The organism is Ruegeria profundi, assembly GCF_049800715.1.
GTDB lineage: Bacteria > Pseudomonadota > Alphaproteobacteria > Rhodobacterales > Rhodobacteraceae > Ruegeria > Ruegeria profundi_A.
This window is the reverse complement of sequence record NZ_JBNAFO010000005.1, coordinates 7,501-26,010: the sequence shown is the minus strand read 5'-3', so window position 1 is coordinate 26,010 and position 18,510 is coordinate 7,501. Positions and strand designations below refer to the sequence as shown.

Here is an 18,510-nt window from a genome sequence, read left to right as displayed (position 1 = left end):
CCATGACCGGCGCGGCGGCGTATAGCAAAACCATGGCAAAGAAAGCAGCCCGCAAGAAAAGCGGCAGAAAAAGTAAGGCAGGCAAGGGGCAAAAGACACGGTCGCTCTGGTCCCGTATCCGGCGATGGATGATCTATTCCGCGCTGGGCGTTGCGGCGTTTCTGGTGGCCTTGGTGCTGCTGTATTCGGTCGTGAACCCTCCGATCACGCATACGATCTGGTCTGAATGGCGACGTCATGGAAAGGTCGAGCGCGAGTGGGTTCCGATTGAGGATATCGCTCCGATCATGGCGCGTTCGGTCGTGGCGGCTGAAGATGCAAATTTCTGCCTGCATTGGGGTTTTGACGTCGAAGCTATTCGCGACGCTTTGGAGGGAGGCGGGACCCGGGGGGCCTCAACCATCACGCAGCAGGTGGTGAAGAATGTCTTTCTGTGGCAAGGGCGCAGTTGGGTGCGAAAGGCGATGGAAACTACGATCACGCCAGTGGTTGAAATTTTCTGGAGCAAACAGCGCATTCTTGAGGTTTATCTGAATGTCGCTGAAACTGGGACGGGACTGTTCGGGGTTGAGGCCGCGGCGCAGCGGAACTTTGGCGTCAGCGCGGCGCAACTGACCCCGACACAGGCGGCACGACTTGCGGCGATCCTGCCCTCACCCCGCAAGCGATCTGTAACGGACCCGTCGGTTTTCACCCGCAGGCGGGCGGCGGCCATCCTGCAAGGGGCGGCTACCATCCGCGCAGATGGTCGCGCGGATTGTTTCGAGGATTGAATCCCACGCCCTGCCAAGGCTAAAGCTGAGGGGTACTCATTGGTTTGATTGGAAGTCCATGGCGCGTTTGTTTCACGTTCCCCTCTCTCCCTACTGTCGCAAGGTTCGGCTGTCTCTGGCCGAGAAGAAGATCGAAGTTGAGCTGGTCGAAGAGCGTTATTGGGAACAAGATCCGGATTTTCTGCGCCGAAACCCGGCTGGCAAAGTGCCGGTGTTGCGGTTAGACGGGCAGATCATGTCCGAGAGCGCGGCGATTTGTGAGTATATCGAGGACACGCGCCCAGAACCGCCCTTGATGCCCAAGACCGCCGAAGCGCGGTATGAGGTGCGGCGCTTGGTGGGCTGGTTCGATGACAAGTTTCATCACGAGGTGACCTCGAAACTTCTGTATGAGCGGGTCAACAAGAAGATGACCGGGCAGGGCTATCCGGACAGTAAGAACGTCAAGGAAGGCGCGCGGGCGATCAAGTATCACTTGGACTACATGGCATGGTTGCTGGATCATCGTCGCTGGTTGGCCGGGGATCAGATGACGCTGGCGGATTTCGCGGCCGCGGCGCATTTATCGGCGCTGGACTATATCTCGGACGTGGATTGGAATCGCAGCGCGGCGGTGAAGGATTGGTACGCCAAGATCAAATCGCGGCCGGCGTTCCGGTCGATTCTGGCTGATCAGGTGCCGGGGTTTCGACCTCCGCCCCATTACGCCGATCTGGATTTCTGATAGGGTGGCAAAGGGGGGCTGTCTGCCCCCCATCGCGCCAGAGGCGCGATTCCCCCCGAGGATATTTTTGGCCAGATGAAGAGCGGATCGGGTTTAAAGGAAAAACTGGTGGCGCAGGCTTTGGCCGAGGGGTTTGTCTCGTGCCGGGTGTGTCGGCCATGGGATGTGCCGCAGGTGCCTGCGCGCTTGGAAGCCTTTTTGCAGGCCGGGTATCACGGGCAGATGGGGTGGATGGCCGAACGGACCCATTGGCGCGGAGATCCGGCGGCACTGTGGCCCGAGGCGCGGTCGGTGATCATGTTGGCCGAGAGTTACACGCCCGAGCATGATCCGACCGAAGTTTTGCAGCATCCGGACCGCGCGGCGATTTCGGTCTATGCGCAGAACAAGGATTATCATGACCTGGTCAAAAAGCGGCTCAAGCGGCTGGCGCGGTGGCTGATTGCCGAGGCCGGGGGCGAGGTGAAGGTATTCGTCGATACCGCGCCGGTGCCGGAAAAGGCGTTGGGCCATGCGGCGGGGTTGGGCTGGCAGGGCAAGCACACCAATCTTGTCAGCCGGGATTGGGGCAATTGGGCCTTTATAGGGTCTGTTTTTACGACTTTGGAGCTGCCGTCGGATGAGGCCGAGGTGGATCATTGTGGGTCGTGCCGGGCCTGTCTGGAGGTCTGTCCGACGGATGCCTTCCCCGCGCCCTATCAGCTGGATGCGCGGCGGTGTATTTCCTACCTGACCATCGAACATAGAGGCCCGGTTGACGAAGGCTTGCGTGGCAAGCTGGGAAACCGGATTTACGGCTGCGATGATTGTCTGGCAGCGTGCCCTTGGAATAAGTTTGCTGTGGCGGCCAGCGACATTCGATATGCAGCGCGGGAGGATCTGAAGGCTCCGGCCCTGGCTGATCTGGCGGTTTTGGATGATGCTGCGTTTCGGGCGAAATTCTCGGGTTCTCCGATCAAGCGGATTGGGCGCGACCGGTTTGTTCGCAATGTTCTCTATGCCATTGGCAACTCGGGCAGGGCCGAACTGCGGGCTGTGGCGCAGGGCTTGGCGGATGATCCCGATCCGGCTGTGGCTGACGCCGCGCGCTGGGCTGTGGAACAGCTGAGTAATGGCGCTTCGGGTTGAACCTGTGACGCGAATACCCTGTCACGCTTTCAGCGTTCTCGGGACATTCGTGTCACTTGGTAATTCAGGTAAAACCCGAAACGCTTGAAATGCCGCAAACAGGCTGGACGTGTCGGTCCAAACCGCTACACCCATCTGCAGCGAACAGATGGAGGACCCGATGGCGCTGGCTTTGGGGGTAGATACAGGCGGAACCTATACCGATGCGGTGTTGATCCGGGATGAGCGTGAGGTGATCGCCTCGGCCAAGTCCCTGACCACTCGGGCGGATCTGGCGATTGGGGTGGGTAAGGCGATCTCGGCCGTTTTGGACGAGGCGCAGGTGACGCCGGATCAGATCTCGATGGCGTCTCTGTCCACGACGCTGGCCACCAATGCTCTGGTCGAGGGGCAGGGCGGTCGCGTGGCCTTGATCTATATCGGGTTCAAGGAAAGCGATCTTGAGAAGCATGGTCTGAGGGATGCTTTGAAAGGCGATCCGGCGCTTGTCGTGGCAGGTGGACACAGCCATGCGGGCGGTGAGGTCACAAAGCTGGATGTTGAAGCCTTAGAGGCCTTTTTAGACTCTCACACAGGGGTTTCCGGCTTTGCCGTGGCGGCTCAGTTCGCAACGCGCAACCCGACGCATGAGCTGGAAGCGGCGCGGATCATAACCGAAAAGACCGGAGCGCCGGTTACCTGCTCGCACCAATTGTCCGCCAAGTTGAACGGGCCAAAGCGCGCCGTCACTGCCGTTTTGAATGCGCGGTTGATCGGGATGATTGATCGGCTGATCGGGCGCGCTCAGGATCAGTTGCTTTCTTTGGACATTACCGCTCCGATGATGGTCGTGCGCGGGGACGGGGCTTTGATGAGCGCGGAACAGGCGCGGGAGCGGCCGATTGAAACGATTCTGAGCGGTCCCGCAGCCTCGATCGTCGGGGCGCGGTGGCTGACGGGGGCCGAGAACGCCCTGGTCTCGGATATTGGCGGTACGACGACCGATGTGGCGCTGATCCGCGATGGGAAACCCGCGATTGATCCGGCGGGCGCACAGGTTGGTGGGTTCCGCACAATGGTTGAGGCCGTCGCGATGCGGACCCATGGTTTGGGCGGCGACAGCCAGGTTCATGTCATGACCGAAGGCTTGAAGGGCGGCGTCTTCCTTGGGCCACGGCGGGTGCTGCCGGTTTCCCTCATCGCCTCCGAGGCGCCCGAAGTGGTACATGCGATACTGGACGAGCAACTTCGCTCAACCACAGTGGGTGAGCATGACACACGGTTCGCTCGCCGCGTTCCGGGGGTGCGTGCAGATGGGATTGGCGCGCGAGAGGAGGCGTTGCTGGACAGGTTAGGCGATCAGGTCCTACCGCTCAGTGGTCTGCTACGGACGCGGATGGAGAATGGCGCGCTGACCCGGCTGGTGGATCGCGGAATCCTACAGGTTTCGGGGATCACGCCGTCTGATGCCAGCCATGTTCTGGGTCGGGTCGAGGCATGGGATGCAGATGCCGCACGCAAAGCGCTGGAACTGGTGGCGCGCAAACGGGTTGGATCGGGTGACATGCTTGCGGTGACACCGGAACACCTGGCGCAGATGATCATCGACCAACTGACCGAACAGACCAGTTTAACCTTGTTAGAGACCGCTTTTGCCGAAGAGGCAGAAGATTTCGGTCTACCCCCGAAGGAGCTTGCCCGGCATGTCCTGACCCAACGCGGTTTGACACAGCACCGAGGATTGCTGGCGCTGGATGCGGCGTTAAATGTGGATGTGGTGGGTCTGGGTGCCTCGGCCCCAAGCTACTATCCGGCGGTTGGGGAGCGGCTGCGTTGCAAAATAGTTCTGCCCGAACATGCTGGTGTGGCCAACGCTATCGGGGCGGTGGTTGGGCGGCTGACTCTGCGGCGGTCGGGAACCATTACCTCGCCTGCCGAAGGGCAGTACCGTGTTCATCTGGAAGACGGCCCGAAGGACTTCAACGCCTCGGATGAGGCTTTGGCGCTGTTGGAACAAACCCTGCGTGATGAGGCGGAAGGTGCCGTGCGCGAAGCGGGTGCTGAAGACATCCGAGTGGTTGTCGACCGCGATATCCGAACCGCCTGCGTGGAAGAGCGTGAGGTGTTTGTTGAGGCGATGTTGACTGTCGAGGCCAGCGGTCGACCTCGGGTCGCCACGGGTTAACCCCCTTCGGAGACCGAAGGGGCCAAGCGTTATTCAGCCGCGTCGCGTTTGGGTAGGACCCAATCGGGGCGCGGGAAGTGGCAGGTATAGCCGTTTGGAATGCGTTCCAGATAATCCTGATGCTCGGGTTCGGCGTCCCAGAAGTCACCTACGGGTTCAAGTTCGGTGACGACCTTGCCGGGCCACAATCCGCTGGCGTTCACATCCGCGATTGTGTCCAGAGCCACCTGCTTTTGCGCGTCATCCACATAGTAGATCGCAGAACGGTAGCTCATGCCAAGATCATTGCCCTGACGATTCGGTGTCGTCGGGTCGTGGATCTGAAAGAAGAACTCCAGCAGATCGCGATAGGTGATCTGAGAGGGATCAAAGAAAATCTCGATCCCTTCGGCATGGGTGCCGTGGTTGCGATAGGTGGCGTTCGGCACGTCGCCGCCGGTATATCCGACACGCGTGCGGGACACGCCGGGCAGTTTGCGGATCAAATCCTGCATGCCCCAAAAGCAGCCACCGGCCAGAACAGCGCGTTCGATACTCATTGGATGTCCTCCACGTGGATCAGGTATTCGCCGTAACCTTGGTCCTCCATCTCGTCGCGATGGATGAACCGCAGGGCGGCGGAGTTAATGCAATAGCGCAGACCACCTTGTTCGCGCGGGCCGTCCGGGAAGACGTGGCCCAGATGGCTATCGCCGTGTTTTGAGCGGACCTCGGTGCGGATCATACCATGAGTGGTGTCGCGAAACTCTTCCACATGTTCATGGATGATTGGCTTTGTGAAACTGGGCCAGCCGCAGCCGGATTCGTATTTGTGCGTCGAGGCAAATAGCGGCTCGCCCGATACGATATCCACGTAGATGCCGGGCTCTTTGTTGCCCAGATATGCGCCGGTTCCGGGGCGTTCGGTGCCGCTGCGCTGGGTGACGTGAAACGCCTCGGGGGACAGAGCGGCAACGACCGCGGGGTCCTTGGTGTAGCGGGACATGGCTCCTCCGATCAATTGGAATGGTTGAGTAGTATTTGGGCATAAAATTTCGGAAATCAAAATCATATTTCAAACCCCTCGCGCGCATGTGCAGTTGATCCGGAAGGTGGTTTTGACCGTACCTTACATACCAAGGAGGTTTTGCCATGTTTCGTATGTTGCTGCTGAGCGTTCTTTTGTTAATCGGCCGTGCTGTACAAGCCGCGCCCTTGACGGCTGAGTTTGCGTCGATCGACGGGGGTGTTTTGTCCCTTGAGGCATGGCGCGGTCAGCCGGTTCTGGTGGTCAATACTGCATCGCAATGCGGCTTCACCGGTCAATACGCGGATTTGCAAGAAATGCATGAAACCTATGGCAAACGCGGTTTGGTGGTGCTTGCGGTCCCATCGGATTCCTTCAATCAGGAATTGGAAACGGCAAGCGAAGTCAAAGCCTTCTGTGAGATGAACTACGGCCTGACACTGCCGATGGCTGATATCACGCCAGTCAAGGGGCCAAAGGCGCATGCGTTCTACAAGGCCGTTGCGGACCAAACCGGTTTTGTGCCGCAGTGGAACTTCAACAAAATCCTGTTGGATTCTGAAGGTGAGGTCGTGGCGACCTTCGGGTCTGGCGTCAAGCCGACATCGCCGAAACTAACCCGTCAGGTCGAGGCGCTGCTACCCTGACCAGGCTGACGCGACAGTTGCACCGCCAGAATGCCAAGCGTGGTGATCACAACACCCAGCGCATCCAGAGGCCCCAATTTCTCACCCAGCAGGACGGCGGCAATAGCGACGCCGAACACGGGGTTGAGGAAGTGGAACGTGGCTGCGCGAGTCGCCCCGATCCGGTTGAGTAGCATGAACCAGATCAACGTCGCCAGAAGGCCGGGGAACAGCGTTGTGTAGCTAAACGCCAGAACCAGCGGCACTGTCAGGTGAATGCGGATCGTTTCAAAAATCGGGGCTGCGACAAACAGAACCGCAGCACCCACGAACATCTGCAATCCGACCACCATCATGAAATTGCCGCCCGACGTGGCCCCGCGCACGGAGAGAGTCGCGAAGGTCAGGGCGAGGGCTGCGATTCCACAAAGGGCCACTCCGAACAGATCGACACCTGCGCCGATGCGATTGCCCATGATGAGGGCAACGCCAACAAATCCAGCCAGTAGCCCAATAATCCCCAAGGGGCGCAAACGCTCCCCCAGGAATGCCCAGCCCGCCAGTGCAACAAGCAGCGGCATGGTGGATGCGATGATCGCCGCGACCGAGGCCTCGACGGTTTGCATCGCATAGAAATTCAGACCCAAATAAAGGGCATTTTGGCAAACTCCGAACAGTATGGTCGCGCGCCACTGCTCACGTGTGAGGTGCCAGGATTGGCCCATGGCCCGCGCGATCGCGACGCCGATGATGCCGGAAATCAAAAAGCGCAACGCCAGCGAAAACAGAGGCGATGCATCCGCAACGATGATCCGCGCCGACGTAAAAGCCGACGACCAGATCAGGGCAAAGGTCAGCCCCATTGCGATGGCGCGCAGATCCATTTCCATCTCCTTGGGTGGGCGGTGTGCTTTTCTTAAACGGGTCGTCCGACAAGAAAAAGGGGCCACCTTCCGGCAGCCCCACATTCTGTCAACATGACGTAGCGGCTTAGCCGTTCACGCTGTCTTTCAGAGCTTTTGCAATGGTCATCTTCACAACCTTGTCGGCTTCTTTGGTGAAGGTCTCACCAGTGGCCGGGTTGCGAACCTGACGCTCGGGGCGTTCGCGGCAGTAGATTTTGCCGACGCCGGGAAGGGTTACTGCGCCACCGGCCGAAACTTCGCGGGTGATCAGGCCGGTCACAGCCTCCAGCGCCGCGTTCGCGGATTTCTTGTCGGTTCCCATTTCCTCAGCGAGAGCAGCCACCAGCTGAGTCTTTGTCATAGGCTTTGCCATTTCTTGGTCTCCTTAACGTGCCCGATCTATAGGGCCTCACCGCGTAACTGTAACGGGATATTGTGGACGAACACAACGAATAGTAGCGCGGAAAACCCTAAAAATATGGGGAAAACGTTGCTTTTTTACGTCAGAGGAAGGCCGTTTCGTCAAATGAACGCAATTTCCGGCTGTGTAAGCGTTCCAACGGCATGCCGCGCAGATGCTCCATCGCCTTTATTCCGATCGCCAGATGGCGGCTGACCTGAGTTGTATAAAAGGACGACGCCATGCCGGGAAGCTTCAATTCACCATGCAGCGGTTTGTCGGAGACGCAGAGCAAAGTTCCGTAGGGAACCCTGAATCTGTAGCCATTTGCAGCAATCGTGGCACTTTCCATATCCAGCGCAATCGCACGGGATTGGCTAAGCCGCTGCACCGGGCCGGATTGATCGCGCAGCTCCCAATTGCGGTTATCGACCGATGCGACAGTGCCCGTCCGCATGATCCGCTTCAGCTCATACCCTTCAAGTTCGGTGACCTCGGCCACGGCGCGTTCCAGCGCCACCTGAATCTCAGCCAGCGGTGGGATCGGGACCCAGACCGGCAGGTCATCGTCCAGAACCTTGTCTTCGCGCAGGTAGGCATGGGCCAGTACGAAATCGCCCAAGGCTTGCGTATTGCGCAGACCGGCGCAGTGCCCAACCATCAACCAGGCATGCGGGCGCAGGACCGCGATATGGTCGGTGGCGGTTTTGGCGTTCGACGGTCCTACGCCGATATTGACCAGAGTGATGCCGGATCCATCCGCCCGCTTCAGGTGATAGGTCGGCATCTGGGGCAGCTTCATCGGCTGCTCCAGCGCTGCATCTGCCTCGGTGATCTCGACATTCCCGGTCGAGACAAAGCTGGTGTAGCCGCTATCTGGGTCGGCGAGTTGTTCACGCGCGTAGTTTTCGAACTCGGATACGTAGAACTGGTAATTGGTGAACAGAACGTGGTTCTGGAAATGCCCCGCATCCGTCGCGGTATAGTGCGCTAGCCGCGCCAGAGAGTAGTCGACGCGCTGGGCGGTGAACAAAGCGAGCGGCCCGACCTCGGTATGATCATGCACGCCATTGACGATGTCGTCATTGGTTGTTGTGAGATCGGGCACGTCGAACACATCGCGCAAGGTGAAACCAGCAGCACCTTGATGCGGCACCACTAGATCTGGGTTGTTGGCGACTGCAAAATGAACCGGAATCGGCGTATCTGATGCTCCGATGGTCACCGGCTGGTCGTGGTTCTTGATTAGCAACGCGATCTGCTGCGTCAGGTAAGAGCGGAAGAGGTCAGGTCGCGTTACGGTGGTTGCATGGATGCCAGGTTCCGAGACATGCCCGAAACTCAGGCGGCTATCGACCTGCGCGTAGCTTGAGGTCTTGATGCGAATTTCCGGGTAATAGGCTCTAATACGGGCCGAAGGCGCTCCGTCCTGCATGGCCGCCGAAAAGCCCTCGCACAGGAACTCGGTGGCCTGATTGTAGAGAAGTTCAAGCCGCGCGACGGCAGCCTCGGGATCGGTGAAGTCTTCCGCAGCAGGTGTGTCAGGTGTTTTTATTATTGTCATGCCAGGGGTTCCAGAAGGTCTATCTTTTCAAACGTACGAACATCCACCAGCCCAAGGTCCGAGATCCGCAATTCGGGGATCACGACGAGGGCCAGCAGAGAGTGTTGCATGTAAGCGTTGTTCAGGTGACAGCCGCAGGCCTCCATCGCCTCGACCATTTTTTCGGCTTTGGCCGCGACCTCGGCGGCAGGGCTGTCGGACATCAGGCCAGCGATGGGCAGTTCCACCAGCGCAAGTTCCTGACCGTCTCGAAACAGAGTTATACCACCGCCGACCTCGGCCAGACGATTGGCAGCCAGCGCCATCTGTGTGCGGTCGGTGCCGACGACGATCATATGGTGGCTGTCATGGGCTACGGTTGAGGCCATCGCTATGTTGCCCTGATAGCCAAAGCCTGAGACGAACGCGTTCGTAACCCCTCCGGTCGCGCGATGGCGTTCCACCAGAGCGATTTGACAGACCTCGCCCTCCCCCTCGACCAGCCCACCGATGATCGGCAATTCGGCCTTGAGCGCCTTGGTCGGGGCCTGGTTTTCGACTACACCGATGACATTGGCCTGAACCCGGTTCGCGCCTGCGGGGGCCTGGATTTCAAAGTCGCTTTCTGTCAGCTCATGTCCCAGATGCACCGTATTGCGCGCGTTGTCCGGCCAGTTCAGATGCGGGCATTCGACGGTGATAGCGCCGTTCTCAGCAACTACCTGACCGCGTGCAATGACCGTCTCGATTGGCAAATCGGCCAAATCCGAGCTGAGGAAGATATCCGCGCGCCGCCCCGGCGTGACCGAGCCGATCTCGCGCTCCAGCCCGAAATGCGTTGCTGTGTTGATCGTGGCCATTTGTAACGCGACCAAAGGCTCACACCCACAGGCGATGGCATGGCGCACCACCCGGTTCATATGGCCCTCATTGACCAAGGTGCCAGAGTGGCAATCGTCGGTACACAAAATGAAGTTTCGCGGGTCCAGACCTTTCTCAGTGACAGCCGTGATCTGGGTCTCCACATCGTACCAGGCAGACCCCAGCCGCATCATCGAGCGCATCCCCTGCCGAACCCGTGCAATGGCGTCAGCCTCACAGGTGCCTTCGTGGTCATCCGCCGGGCCGCCAGCTACATAAGCCGAGAAATCAGACCCTAAATCAGGCGAAGCATAGTGTCCGCCGACCGTTTTTCCGGCCCGTTGAGTGGCTGCAATCTCGGCCAACATCTTCGGGTCGCCGTTGATCACACCGGGGAAATTCATCATCTCACCCAGCCCGATGATACCCGGCCAGCTCATCGCCTGTGCCACATCCTCGGGCGAGATTTCATAGCCGGTCGTCTCCAATCCCGGGGCCGATGGCGCGCAGGAGGGCATCTGAGTGAAGATATTCACCGGCTGCATCATCGCTTCGTCATGCATCATGCGCACGCCTTCGAGACCCAGCACATTTGCGATCTCATGCGGGTCGGTGAACATCGAGGTCGTACCATGCGGGATCACGGCCCGAGCGAATTCGGCCGGTGTCAGCATGCCCGATTCGATGTGCATGTGCGCGTCGCACAGGCCGGGCAGAATGTAGCGCCCGTTGGCGTCAATGATCTGCGTGTCGGGACCGATGCAGTGGCTGGCGTCAGGCCCGACAAAGGCGATCCGCCCCTCGGCAATGGCGACGGAGTGATCGGGCAGCAGCTCTCGGCTGTGAACATTGACCCAGATACCACCGCGGATCACCAAATCCGCGGGTTCGCGACCTGCGGCAACGGCGATTAAACGGGGGGCGACATCGGGCCAGCTTGGGAAGGGTGTGTATTCCATGGCTCAACTTTCCCGAATGTGTTGTCAGGTGCAACCCCGGTAATCCCGTATCATGAAATCATCATAAATCCCGCCCGCAGCGCGCCAGCGCTGCCCGACCCAACCAGAGAAGCTGCCCCGCAAGGGGCCGCGACAATGGGCGGGAGAAGCCCTCTCACCCAATCTCGCGCCGAATCCAATTAGCAAAGGCAACTGCTCCGGGCGTTTCCTCTGCTTGAGGGGAAAGCAGCAGGTAATAGGCCTCGGGCATCTCTGCGCGATGCTTAAAAGGGGCCACCAGCAAACCCTGCTCGATTAACCTGTCTGCGATCGTGTCATGCGCAAGGCACAAGCCGCCCCCGGCCATCGCCGCTGACAAACAAACCAGATAGGTCGTGGCGTAAGTGATGTTCGGTTTTCCCCATGTTAGAGCCTGATCATCCGCCCAACTGGCCCAATTTGAAAGCAGGTTGGAGCAATTATACAGAGGCTTTTCCTGCAACGTCTCCAGGTCCACACTGAAACCGGGCGCGCAGACAGGATAATAGTGTTCACGCCGCAGCAGCTCGGTTCGGACCGTATCGGCGGGCCTCAGGGAAAAGCGAATCTCGACGGCAGCGCCTTCGGCCATTTCCTGCGGCTCCCAGAGCTCTGTGAAGATGTTTAGTTGGACATCCGGGTGCTCAGCCCGAAAGGCCGGCAGGCGCGGGGCCAGCCAGTTTACGGCAAAGGTGATGTTGCACTGAACCTGAACCGCGTTTTGCTGAGCGCCGGTTACGGCCTGTGTGCCACGCACCAGCGTGCGAAATGCCTCTCGCACGACGGGCAGATAGGTGATTCCGGCCTCGGTCAGTTCCAGCGCCTTGGGGCGTCGCAAGAACAAGGGTTGGCCCAGATGACCCTCGAGCGACTTGATCTGCTGGCTTACAGCGCTTTGCGTCATGTTCAGATCGCGGGCGGCGCCGGTGAATGACAGATGACGTGCCGCTGCCTCGAAGGTGCGCAGCCAGCCCAGAGGAGGCAGGGAATTCTGCATCTGCATAACCTCACCATAAGTTCTACTAATGGGATAGATGCGTTTTTTTCGTTGGTCAAATCCAGGGGACCAAGGCAGGCTTTGTTCAAACCAATTGCCCTAAGGAGCGTTCTCATGAGTGTCGCCAATCTTCGCCCCAATATCGACCATTGGTCCGAGCGTGTGGACATGGCCGCGACGTTCCGCTGGACCGAGCGTCTGAACCTGCACGAGGCCGTTGCCAACCATTTCAGCCTTGCGGTGAACGAGGACGGCACGCAGTTCCTGATGAACCCCAATCAGATGTATTTCGGGCGAATCCGGGCCTCGGACCTGTTGTTGCTGGATGCCAATGATCCGGATGTCATGAGCCAACCCGGCGCGCCTGACCCAACGGCGTGGGGTCTTCATGGGTCAATCCATCGCCATTGCCCGCATGCGCGGTGCGTCATGCATGTACATTCGATCTTTGCCACCGTGTTGGCGTCGCTTGCGGACAGCAACATGCCCCCGATCGACCAGAACACGGCCACGTTCTACAACCGTTATGTGATTGATGAGGAATTCGGCGGTCTGGCTTTTGAAAGCGAGGGGGAACGCTGCGCCTCAATGCTGTCGGACCCGAAGAAGAAGGTCATGATCATGGGCAACCATGGTGTTCTGATCATCGGCAGCGACCCTGCAGATGCCTTTAATAGACTCTACTATTTCGAACGCGCCGCCGAAACCTACATCCGTGCGCTGCAAACGGGCCAGCCGTTGCGCGTGCTGTCGGATGAAATCGCCGAAAAGACCGCGCAAGAGCTGGATGACTACCCCGATCAAGCCCAGGCGCATCTTCGTGAGATCAAAGCCCTGCTCGACGCCGAAGGCTCGGACTACGCAACGTGACCCATCAGACAGAAGTGACTGCTATGACCGACACTGCTCAGGACCCGGAAGCCGCTCGTTGGAACTATCACCCCGAAGGACCGGTGGGTTTGAACCCTCTATTCACTTGGCCGCCCCGCCCCGCGGCGGTTGTGAAATGGTATGGCGGGGCGTGGTTGCAGATCACCTCGCTGACCCTGTGCATGACACTGGCCGTGATCGCTTATGTCCTGTTCTTCCCCGGATTGGACGCGATGAAGAGCTTCTCGGCGGGGTGGATGTTCCGGATTTGGCTGCTGAACATGGTGCCTCAGATTCTGGTCGCGGGCGGTTTGCACTGGTGGCTTTACATGCGCAAAGGGCAGGGCATGTACAAAAAGTTTGATCGCCGTGATCTGACCCGGGACAACGGCAACTTCACCTTCCGCAATCAGGTCCTCGACAACATTTGGTGGACCTTGGGCAGCGCGATGACAGTGGCGACCGTTTATCATTGGGTGATCTTTTGGGCGATGGCTAACGACTATGTGCCCACCGTGACATGGTCCAGCGCGCCGGTTTGGTTTGTCCTGTGGATGTTGCTGATCCCCATGTGGTCCGGCCTGCACTTCTATTGGGTGCATCGGTTGGAGCATCACCCGAAGCTCTACAAACACGTCCACGCGGTGCACCACCGCAATGTCAATATCGGGCCCTGGTCGGGAATCTCAAACCATTGGTATGAGAACATCCTCTACTTCACGACCTATTTCATTCACCTGGTCATCCCATCGCACCCGCTGCACCTTCTGTTCCATACCTACTTTCAGCAGATCAGCCCGGTTCTATCCCATTCCGGTTTCGAAAAGCTGAGGGCGAAAGAAACGGATGCCGCCCGCGCTGGCGATTTCTTCCATCAGCTGCACCACCGCTATTTCGAGTGCAACTACGGCACCTCGGAAATCCCGTTCGACAAGTGGTTCGGCACTTATCACGACGGTTCGGCCGAGGCGACGACGCGCACGCGGGCGTTCAAGAAACAGATGTACACCTAGCGTTTCGGGGCGAAGACCTGATCAGGTCCTCTCGAACAAGGCGACATAGGCCGTGTCGTCCTTGTTCGGACCAGCGGCGAGGTCTCCGTAGATGCGGACCTCGGGCAGGGACAGGTTGATGATCTGACCCTGCTCAAGCTGCCTGAAGGCGTCGGCAAAGCCTAGTTCCTCATAATGTTTGGCGTTAATTGAGATGGCAAATTGCGCACCCGGGCGCGCGACGCGCAGCAAGGCGGGCAGGACCTCTGGGCCCAGATGGCCATGGGTGAAGGTGCCAGAGGACACGATACCCGAATAGCTATGGCGCGGCACAGGGATGCCTTGGGTCAGGTCGGCCTCGATCGCGTCGCGATAGGTGTCCTTGCGCATGGCCTGATCCAGCATTTCGGCGCTGATATCCGTGGCGTCGATTGGCCCAACCCCAAGACCGGCCAAAACCGCGCCACACAGACCGGTGCCTGCGCCGACATCCAGCACCGGGCCTTGCCCCCCGGCCCGCACAAAGGCGCGGGCGGTGTGGATATGCAGCTGATAGTCCTCGCGCGCGGCAAAACCGTCATCATAATCGCCCGCCCATTCGGCATAGAGGCGCTTGTTGTCGTCGGGAGAGGTCAGCGCATAGGCCGCGTGCAGGTCTGGGGTTTTCTCGGTCATGCCTAAAAGAAAGGCGCATCGCGAGATTCGAATCAAGTGTGTCGACGTGGCGCTTGCATCCCCGGTCTGCTCGGATCATCTAAAGGGCATGACGAACACACTGTTTTCCTTTGGCCACGGATACTCTGCCCAGGCCCTGTCGCGCCGCCTGACGCCCGAGGGCTGGCGCGTTGTCGGCACCACGCGGGATGCCGAGGGGACTGACGCCATTCGCGCCTCGGGTGCCGAGCCGTTGATCTGGCCCGGACAAGTGCCGAATCTGGACGGGGTCTCGCATCTGCTGATCTCAACCGCACCGAAGGAGGATGGCGATCCGGTTCTGGCGGCGCTGGGCGCCGAGATCGCCGCGCGCGCGGAGCAGTTCAAATGGGTTGGATATCTGTCGACCACGGCGATCTATGGCGATCATCAGGGCAACTGGGTGGATGAGACCACGCCACCTGCGCCAACAGCCAAGCGCGGGCGCTGGCGTTTGCTGGCCGAGGAGCAATGGTCGGCCATTCCCAAACTGCCGATCCATATCTTCCGACTGGCGGGCATCTACGGCCCCGGTCGCGGGCCGTTCTCCAAGCTCAAGGGCGGTGGGACCCGGCGGATCATCAAACCGGGTCAGGTGTTCTCGCGCATCCATGTGGAGGATATCGCGCAGGTTCTGGCAGCCTCGATGGCGGCCCCCAATCCCGGCGCTGTATATAACGTCTGCGATGATGAGCCGGTGCCGCCACAGGATGTAATCGGCTACGCAGCCGAACTGCAGGGCCTGCCGCTACCGCCCGCCGTTCCGTTTGAAGAGGCCGAAATGACTCCGATGGCGCGCAGTTTCTACAGTGAGAACAAGCGGGTTCGAAACAACCGGATCAAGGATGAGCTTGGGGTCAAACTGCTCTACCCCAATTACCGCGTTGGGCTGGAGGCCCTGATGAAGGTCACTGAGCAGCCTTGATCATGTCCGCCGCTTTCTCGGCAATCATGATCGTGGGCGCATTGGTGTTGCCCGAGATCAGAGTTGGCATGACTGAGGCATCGACGACACGCAATCCTTCGATCCCGTGAACCTTTAGCTCTGGGTCGACCACAGCCATCTCATCCAGCCCCATCTTGCAGGTGCCAACCGGGTGATAGATCGTATCGGCGCGGGCGCGGATATGGCGTTCCCAATCCGCGTCGGTTTCGGCGGTTTCAGTCCCGAACATCTCTTTGTACTGGTAAGGGGCGAGGGCGGGGGCCTGCATGATGTCGCGCATCATCCGCGCACCTTTGATCATGGTTTGCAGATCGCGGTCATCGGATAGAAACTTGGGATCAATGGCGGGTGCGGCGAAAGGATCGGCACTATGCAGACCGACGGTGCCCCGGCTTTCGGGCCTTAGCTTGCAGATGTGGCAACTATAACCATGGCCATAGTGCAGCTTGCGGGCGTGATCATCGACCAGAGCAATGGCGAAATGGATCTGAATGTCGGGACGATCCAGTTCAGGAGAGGTCTTCAAGAACGCGGCCCCTTCAGCAAACGGGGTCGAGGCCATCGACGACCCGTTTTTGCGCCAGCGCAACAGGTGCCCCATCAGGCGCATGCCTGCCGTCAGGCCGATACCGAAATTGTCGGTGTCCTTGGTTTTATAAGCCAGAATGAAATCCAGATGATCTTGCAGGTTTTTACCAACGCCAGGCAGGTCATGACGGACTGCTATTCCGTGTTGGCGCAACTCTTCCCCGTCGCCGATACCGGACAGCTGCAAAATTTGCGGTGATTGAAGCGCGCCCGCACAGATCAACACCTCTCGTCTGGCCGAGACCGAGATATCCGCGCCTTTTGCTCTCTTCTTATAGATCACTCCGGTCGCGCGTTTGCCGTCGAAGGTCAGCTCCTTGGCATGGGCATGAGTGATGACGGTCAGGTTCGGACGATCCATGACCGGATGCACATAGGCCGCTGCGGCTGAACATCTTTCCCCGTTACGGGCTTGGTCGTGGAATTGCGTCACCTGATAGAGTCCAACGCCCTCGTTATCGCCGCGATTGAAATCCTCGACGCGGCGGTGCTGCATCTGGCTGGCGGCATCGATGAAGGCATTGGTGATCGGGCGCGGCTCCTTCTGATCCGACACTTGCAGGGGGCCACTATCGCCATGTAGGTCATCTGCACCCTGCTCGTTGTTTTCCGAGCGTTTGAAGTAAGGCAGAACGCTGTCCCAATCCCAACCGTCGCAGCCCAGATCGGCCCAACCGTCATAGTCCTGTCGCTGCCCGCGTATATAGAGCATGGCATTGATCGCGCTGGAGCCTCCCAAGGCTTTGCCGCGCGGCTGATATCCTTTCCGCCCGTTCAGGCCCGGTTGCGGGACTGTCTCGAACGCCCAATTGCTGATCTTGGGGCGTCCGGGAAGGGTCGACACTACGGCGGCGGGCATACGGATGGCGATATGTTTTCCGGGACCACCGGCCTCAAGCAGGCAGACGCTGATGTTCGGGTCCTCGCTCAGGCGACCGGCCAGAACCGATCCGGCCGAGCCTCCGCCGACGATCACATAGTCAAACTCCATCCTGCTGTCCTTATGTCCTGCTCGGGGTCCTTGGCCGCATATTCGGGCCAGACTGAAAGCGAACAGGGAAGAAGACAATCTGCCTGTGGGGGTTGTGACCCAAGGTTACGAGTCGGAGGATCTGTATACCATAGGATTTGGTTATGGTTATTATGAGAAAACAAAACTTATCTCTATGCCTTTGGTTTGCTAGATTTCCCCCGACACAAGGGTGCAGAGTCGCCCTGATGAGTGGGGGCTGCGCCAATTTCGGCGAGCGACCCTTGAAATCCATCAGGGCTACATCTTTCTGTAATCTTGTTCGTTACAGTTAATACCGCGCTGAGCCGCAAGACCTGAGCCAGGATTGGAGATCGATATGGACGGAAGTGATAACCCCAAAGCAGGCGGTTGCCCTGTGATGCATGGCGCTGGCACGCGTTCGAATCGCGACTGGTGGCCCAACCAGCTGAAGCTTTCGATCCTGCACCAGCATGCACCGGCATCGAATCCGATGGGCGCAGATTTCGACTATGAAGAAGAGTTCAAGAAGCTGGACTACAAAGCGCTGAAAGAAGACCTCTATGCGCTGATGACGGATTCTCAGGACTGGTGGCCAGCGGACTACGGTCACTATGGTGGTTTCTTCATTCGGATGGCGTGGCACAGTGCTGGTACGTACCGGACGGCAGATGGCCGTGGCGGCGCCTCGACCGGCAACCAACGTTTTGCTCCGCTGAATAGCTGGCCGGATAACGGCAACCTCGACAAAGCGCGTCGCCTGCTGTGGCCGATCAAGCAGAAATACGGCAACCAGATTTCCTGGGCCGACCTGATGATCCTGGCGGGGAACTGCGCCATCGAGTCGATGGGCGGCAAGACCTTTGGTTTCGCAGGTGGCCGCGAAGACATCTGGGCCCCAGAGGAAGACATCTATTGGGGTTCGGAAACCGAATGGCTGGCCCCGACGAACAACCCACATAGCCGTTACTCGGGCGAGCGTGATCTGGAAAACCCATTGGCCGCCGTGCAGATGGGTCTGATCTATGTGAACCCAGAAGGTCCGGACGGACAGCCCGACGCGCTTGCCTCAGGCCGTGATATCCGCGACACCTTTGGTCGTATGGCGATGAATGACGAGGAAACCGTCGCTCTGGTCGCAGGTGGCCACACCTTTGGTAAGGCGCATGGTGCGGGTGATCCCGATCTGGTTGGTCCCGATCCAGAGGCTGCTCCGATTGAAGAGATGGGCTTTGGCTGGATCAACAAGTTCGGCTCGGGCAAGGGTGACGACACCACCACCTCGGGGATCGAGGGCGCGTGGACGGCCAACCCAACAAAGTGGGA

Annotated in this window: 18 protein-coding genes (1 of these 18 only partly in view); 9 read left to right on the top strand and 9 right to left on the bottom strand. The window is 59.2% G+C overall.

The window, feature by feature from the left end:
• Nucleotides 1-32: 32 nt before the first annotated feature.
• From mtgA to ACP15L_RS09725, 4 genes are all read left to right on the top strand, one after another.
• A complete protein-coding gene (mtgA, locus tag ACP15L_RS09740) occupies nucleotides 33-773 on the top strand; it encodes a monofunctional biosynthetic peptidoglycan transglycosylase (RefSeq protein ID WP_425084002.1) in 741 nt (246 codons plus the stop codon).
• A gap of 58 nt (nucleotides 774-831) precedes the next feature.
• A complete protein-coding gene (locus ACP15L_RS09735) occupies nucleotides 832-1,497 on the top strand; it encodes a glutathione S-transferase family protein (protein ID WP_170380156.1) in 666 nt (221 codons plus the stop codon).
• 75 nt (nucleotides 1,498-1,572) lie between these two features.
• Complete coding sequence (gene queG / locus ACP15L_RS09730; protein WP_425084001.1) at nucleotides 1,573-2,625, top strand: tRNA epoxyqueuosine(34) reductase QueG; 1,053 nt, start codon at nucleotides 1,573-1,575, stop codon at nucleotides 2,623-2,625.
• A 160-nt stretch (nucleotides 2,626-2,785) separates the two neighbouring features.
• Nucleotides 2,786-4,789: a hydantoinase/oxoprolinase family protein gene (locus tag ACP15L_RS09725; RefSeq protein ID WP_425084201.1), complete on the top strand. Its 2,004-nt coding sequence runs from the start codon at nucleotides 2,786-2,788 to the stop codon at nucleotides 4,787-4,789.
• Nucleotides 4,790-4,818: 29 nt separating this feature from the next.
• On the opposite strand, the gene msrA is transcribed toward ACP15L_RS09725, so the two are convergent.
• Both msrA and msrB read right to left on the bottom strand, forming a co-directional pair.
• Entirely contained in the window at nucleotides 4,819-5,328 is a 510-nt protein-coding gene (gene msrA / locus ACP15L_RS09720; protein ID WP_170480172.1) for a peptide-methionine (S)-S-oxide reductase MsrA, read from the bottom strand.
• Nucleotides 5,325-5,774, bottom strand: a complete 450-nt coding sequence (gene msrB, locus ACP15L_RS09715) for a peptide-methionine (R)-S-oxide reductase MsrB (RefSeq protein WP_170470592.1) — start codon at nucleotides 5,772-5,774, stop codon at nucleotides 5,325-5,327. Before msrB ends, msrA begins: the two co-directional genes overlap by 4 nt.
• Nucleotides 5,775-5,920: 146 nt before the next feature.
• Between msrB and ACP15L_RS09710 the strand changes: the two genes are divergently transcribed.
• Nucleotides 5,921-6,442, top strand: coding sequence for a glutathione peroxidase (locus ACP15L_RS09710; RefSeq protein ID WP_425084000.1), 522 nt, complete (start codon nucleotides 5,921-5,923; stop codon nucleotides 6,440-6,442).
• Here the strand turns inward: ACP15L_RS09710 and ACP15L_RS09705 are convergent.
• From ACP15L_RS09705 to ACP15L_RS09685, 5 genes are all read right to left on the bottom strand, one after another.
• The gene (locus ACP15L_RS09705; RefSeq protein WP_170480176.1) at nucleotides 6,418-7,305 is read right to left on the bottom strand and encodes a DMT family transporter; all 888 of its coding nucleotides are present in this window, start codon (nucleotides 7,303-7,305) and stop codon (nucleotides 6,418-6,420) included. The two genes, ACP15L_RS09710 and ACP15L_RS09705, sit on opposite strands and share 25 nt — an antisense overlap.
• Before the next feature lie 106 nt (nucleotides 7,306-7,411).
• The gene (locus ACP15L_RS09700) at nucleotides 7,412-7,699 is read right to left on the bottom strand and encodes an HU family DNA-binding protein (RefSeq protein WP_050605937.1); all 288 of its coding nucleotides are present in this window, start codon (nucleotides 7,697-7,699) and stop codon (nucleotides 7,412-7,414) included.
• Nucleotides 7,700-7,829: 130 nt separating this feature from the next.
• Complete coding sequence (locus tag ACP15L_RS09695) at nucleotides 7,830-9,290, bottom strand: AMP nucleosidase (protein WP_425083999.1); 1,461 nt, start codon at nucleotides 9,288-9,290, stop codon at nucleotides 7,830-7,832.
• Entirely contained in the window at nucleotides 9,287-11,089 is a 1,803-nt protein-coding gene (gene ade, locus ACP15L_RS09690; protein WP_425083998.1) for an adenine deaminase, read from the bottom strand. Before ade ends, ACP15L_RS09695 begins: the two co-directional genes overlap by 4 nt.
• Nucleotides 11,090-11,243: 154 nt before the next feature.
• Complete coding sequence (locus ACP15L_RS09685) at nucleotides 11,244-12,104, bottom strand: LysR family transcriptional regulator (RefSeq protein WP_425083997.1); 861 nt, start codon at nucleotides 12,102-12,104, stop codon at nucleotides 11,244-11,246.
• Between the two features lie 114 nt (nucleotides 12,105-12,218).
• Here ACP15L_RS09685 and ACP15L_RS09680 point away from each other — a divergent pair, with 114 nt between their 5' ends.
• Together ACP15L_RS09680 and ACP15L_RS09675 are read left to right on the top strand one after the other, a co-directional pair.
• Nucleotides 12,219-12,974, top strand: coding sequence for a class II aldolase and adducin N-terminal domain-containing protein (locus tag ACP15L_RS09680; RefSeq protein ID WP_170661057.1), 756 nt, complete (start codon nucleotides 12,219-12,221; stop codon nucleotides 12,972-12,974).
• A 23-nt stretch (nucleotides 12,975-12,997) separates the two neighbouring features.
• Nucleotides 12,998-13,987 (top strand): sterol desaturase family protein, encoded by a 990-nt coding sequence (locus ACP15L_RS09675; RefSeq protein WP_425083996.1) that lies wholly within the window; start codon nucleotides 12,998-13,000, stop codon nucleotides 13,985-13,987.
• Between the two features lie 21 nt (nucleotides 13,988-14,008).
• On the opposite strand, the gene ACP15L_RS09670 is transcribed toward ACP15L_RS09675, so the two are convergent.
• Nucleotides 14,009-14,641 carry a class I SAM-dependent DNA methyltransferase gene (locus ACP15L_RS09670; RefSeq protein WP_425083995.1) on the bottom strand — a complete coding sequence of 211 codons (633 nt, stop codon included), beginning with the start codon at nucleotides 14,639-14,641 and terminating at the stop codon, nucleotides 14,009-14,011.
• Nucleotides 14,642-14,729: 88 nt separating this feature from the next.
• Here ACP15L_RS09670 and ACP15L_RS09665 point away from each other — a divergent pair, with 88 nt between their 5' ends.
• Nucleotides 14,730-15,584 (top strand): SDR family oxidoreductase, encoded by an 855-nt coding sequence (locus ACP15L_RS09665; RefSeq protein WP_425084200.1) that lies wholly within the window; start codon nucleotides 14,730-14,732, stop codon nucleotides 15,582-15,584.
• On the opposite strand, the gene ACP15L_RS09660 is transcribed toward ACP15L_RS09665, so the two are convergent.
• Nucleotides 15,568-17,184 (bottom strand): GMC family oxidoreductase, encoded by a 1,617-nt coding sequence (locus tag ACP15L_RS09660; protein ID WP_425083994.1) that lies wholly within the window; start codon nucleotides 17,182-17,184, stop codon nucleotides 15,568-15,570. The two genes, ACP15L_RS09665 and ACP15L_RS09660, sit on opposite strands and share 17 nt — an antisense overlap.
• Nucleotides 17,185-17,542: 358 nt before the next feature.
• Between ACP15L_RS09660 and katG the strand changes: the two genes are divergently transcribed.
• Nucleotides 17,543-18,510 carry the 5' portion of a catalase/peroxidase HPI gene (gene katG, locus ACP15L_RS09655; protein ID WP_425083993.1) on the top strand. The gene runs 1,234 nt beyond the window's last position, so 968 of the gene's 2,202 nt are visible here — the first part of the coding sequence; it begins with the start codon at nucleotides 17,543-17,545; the stop codon falls past the right edge of the window.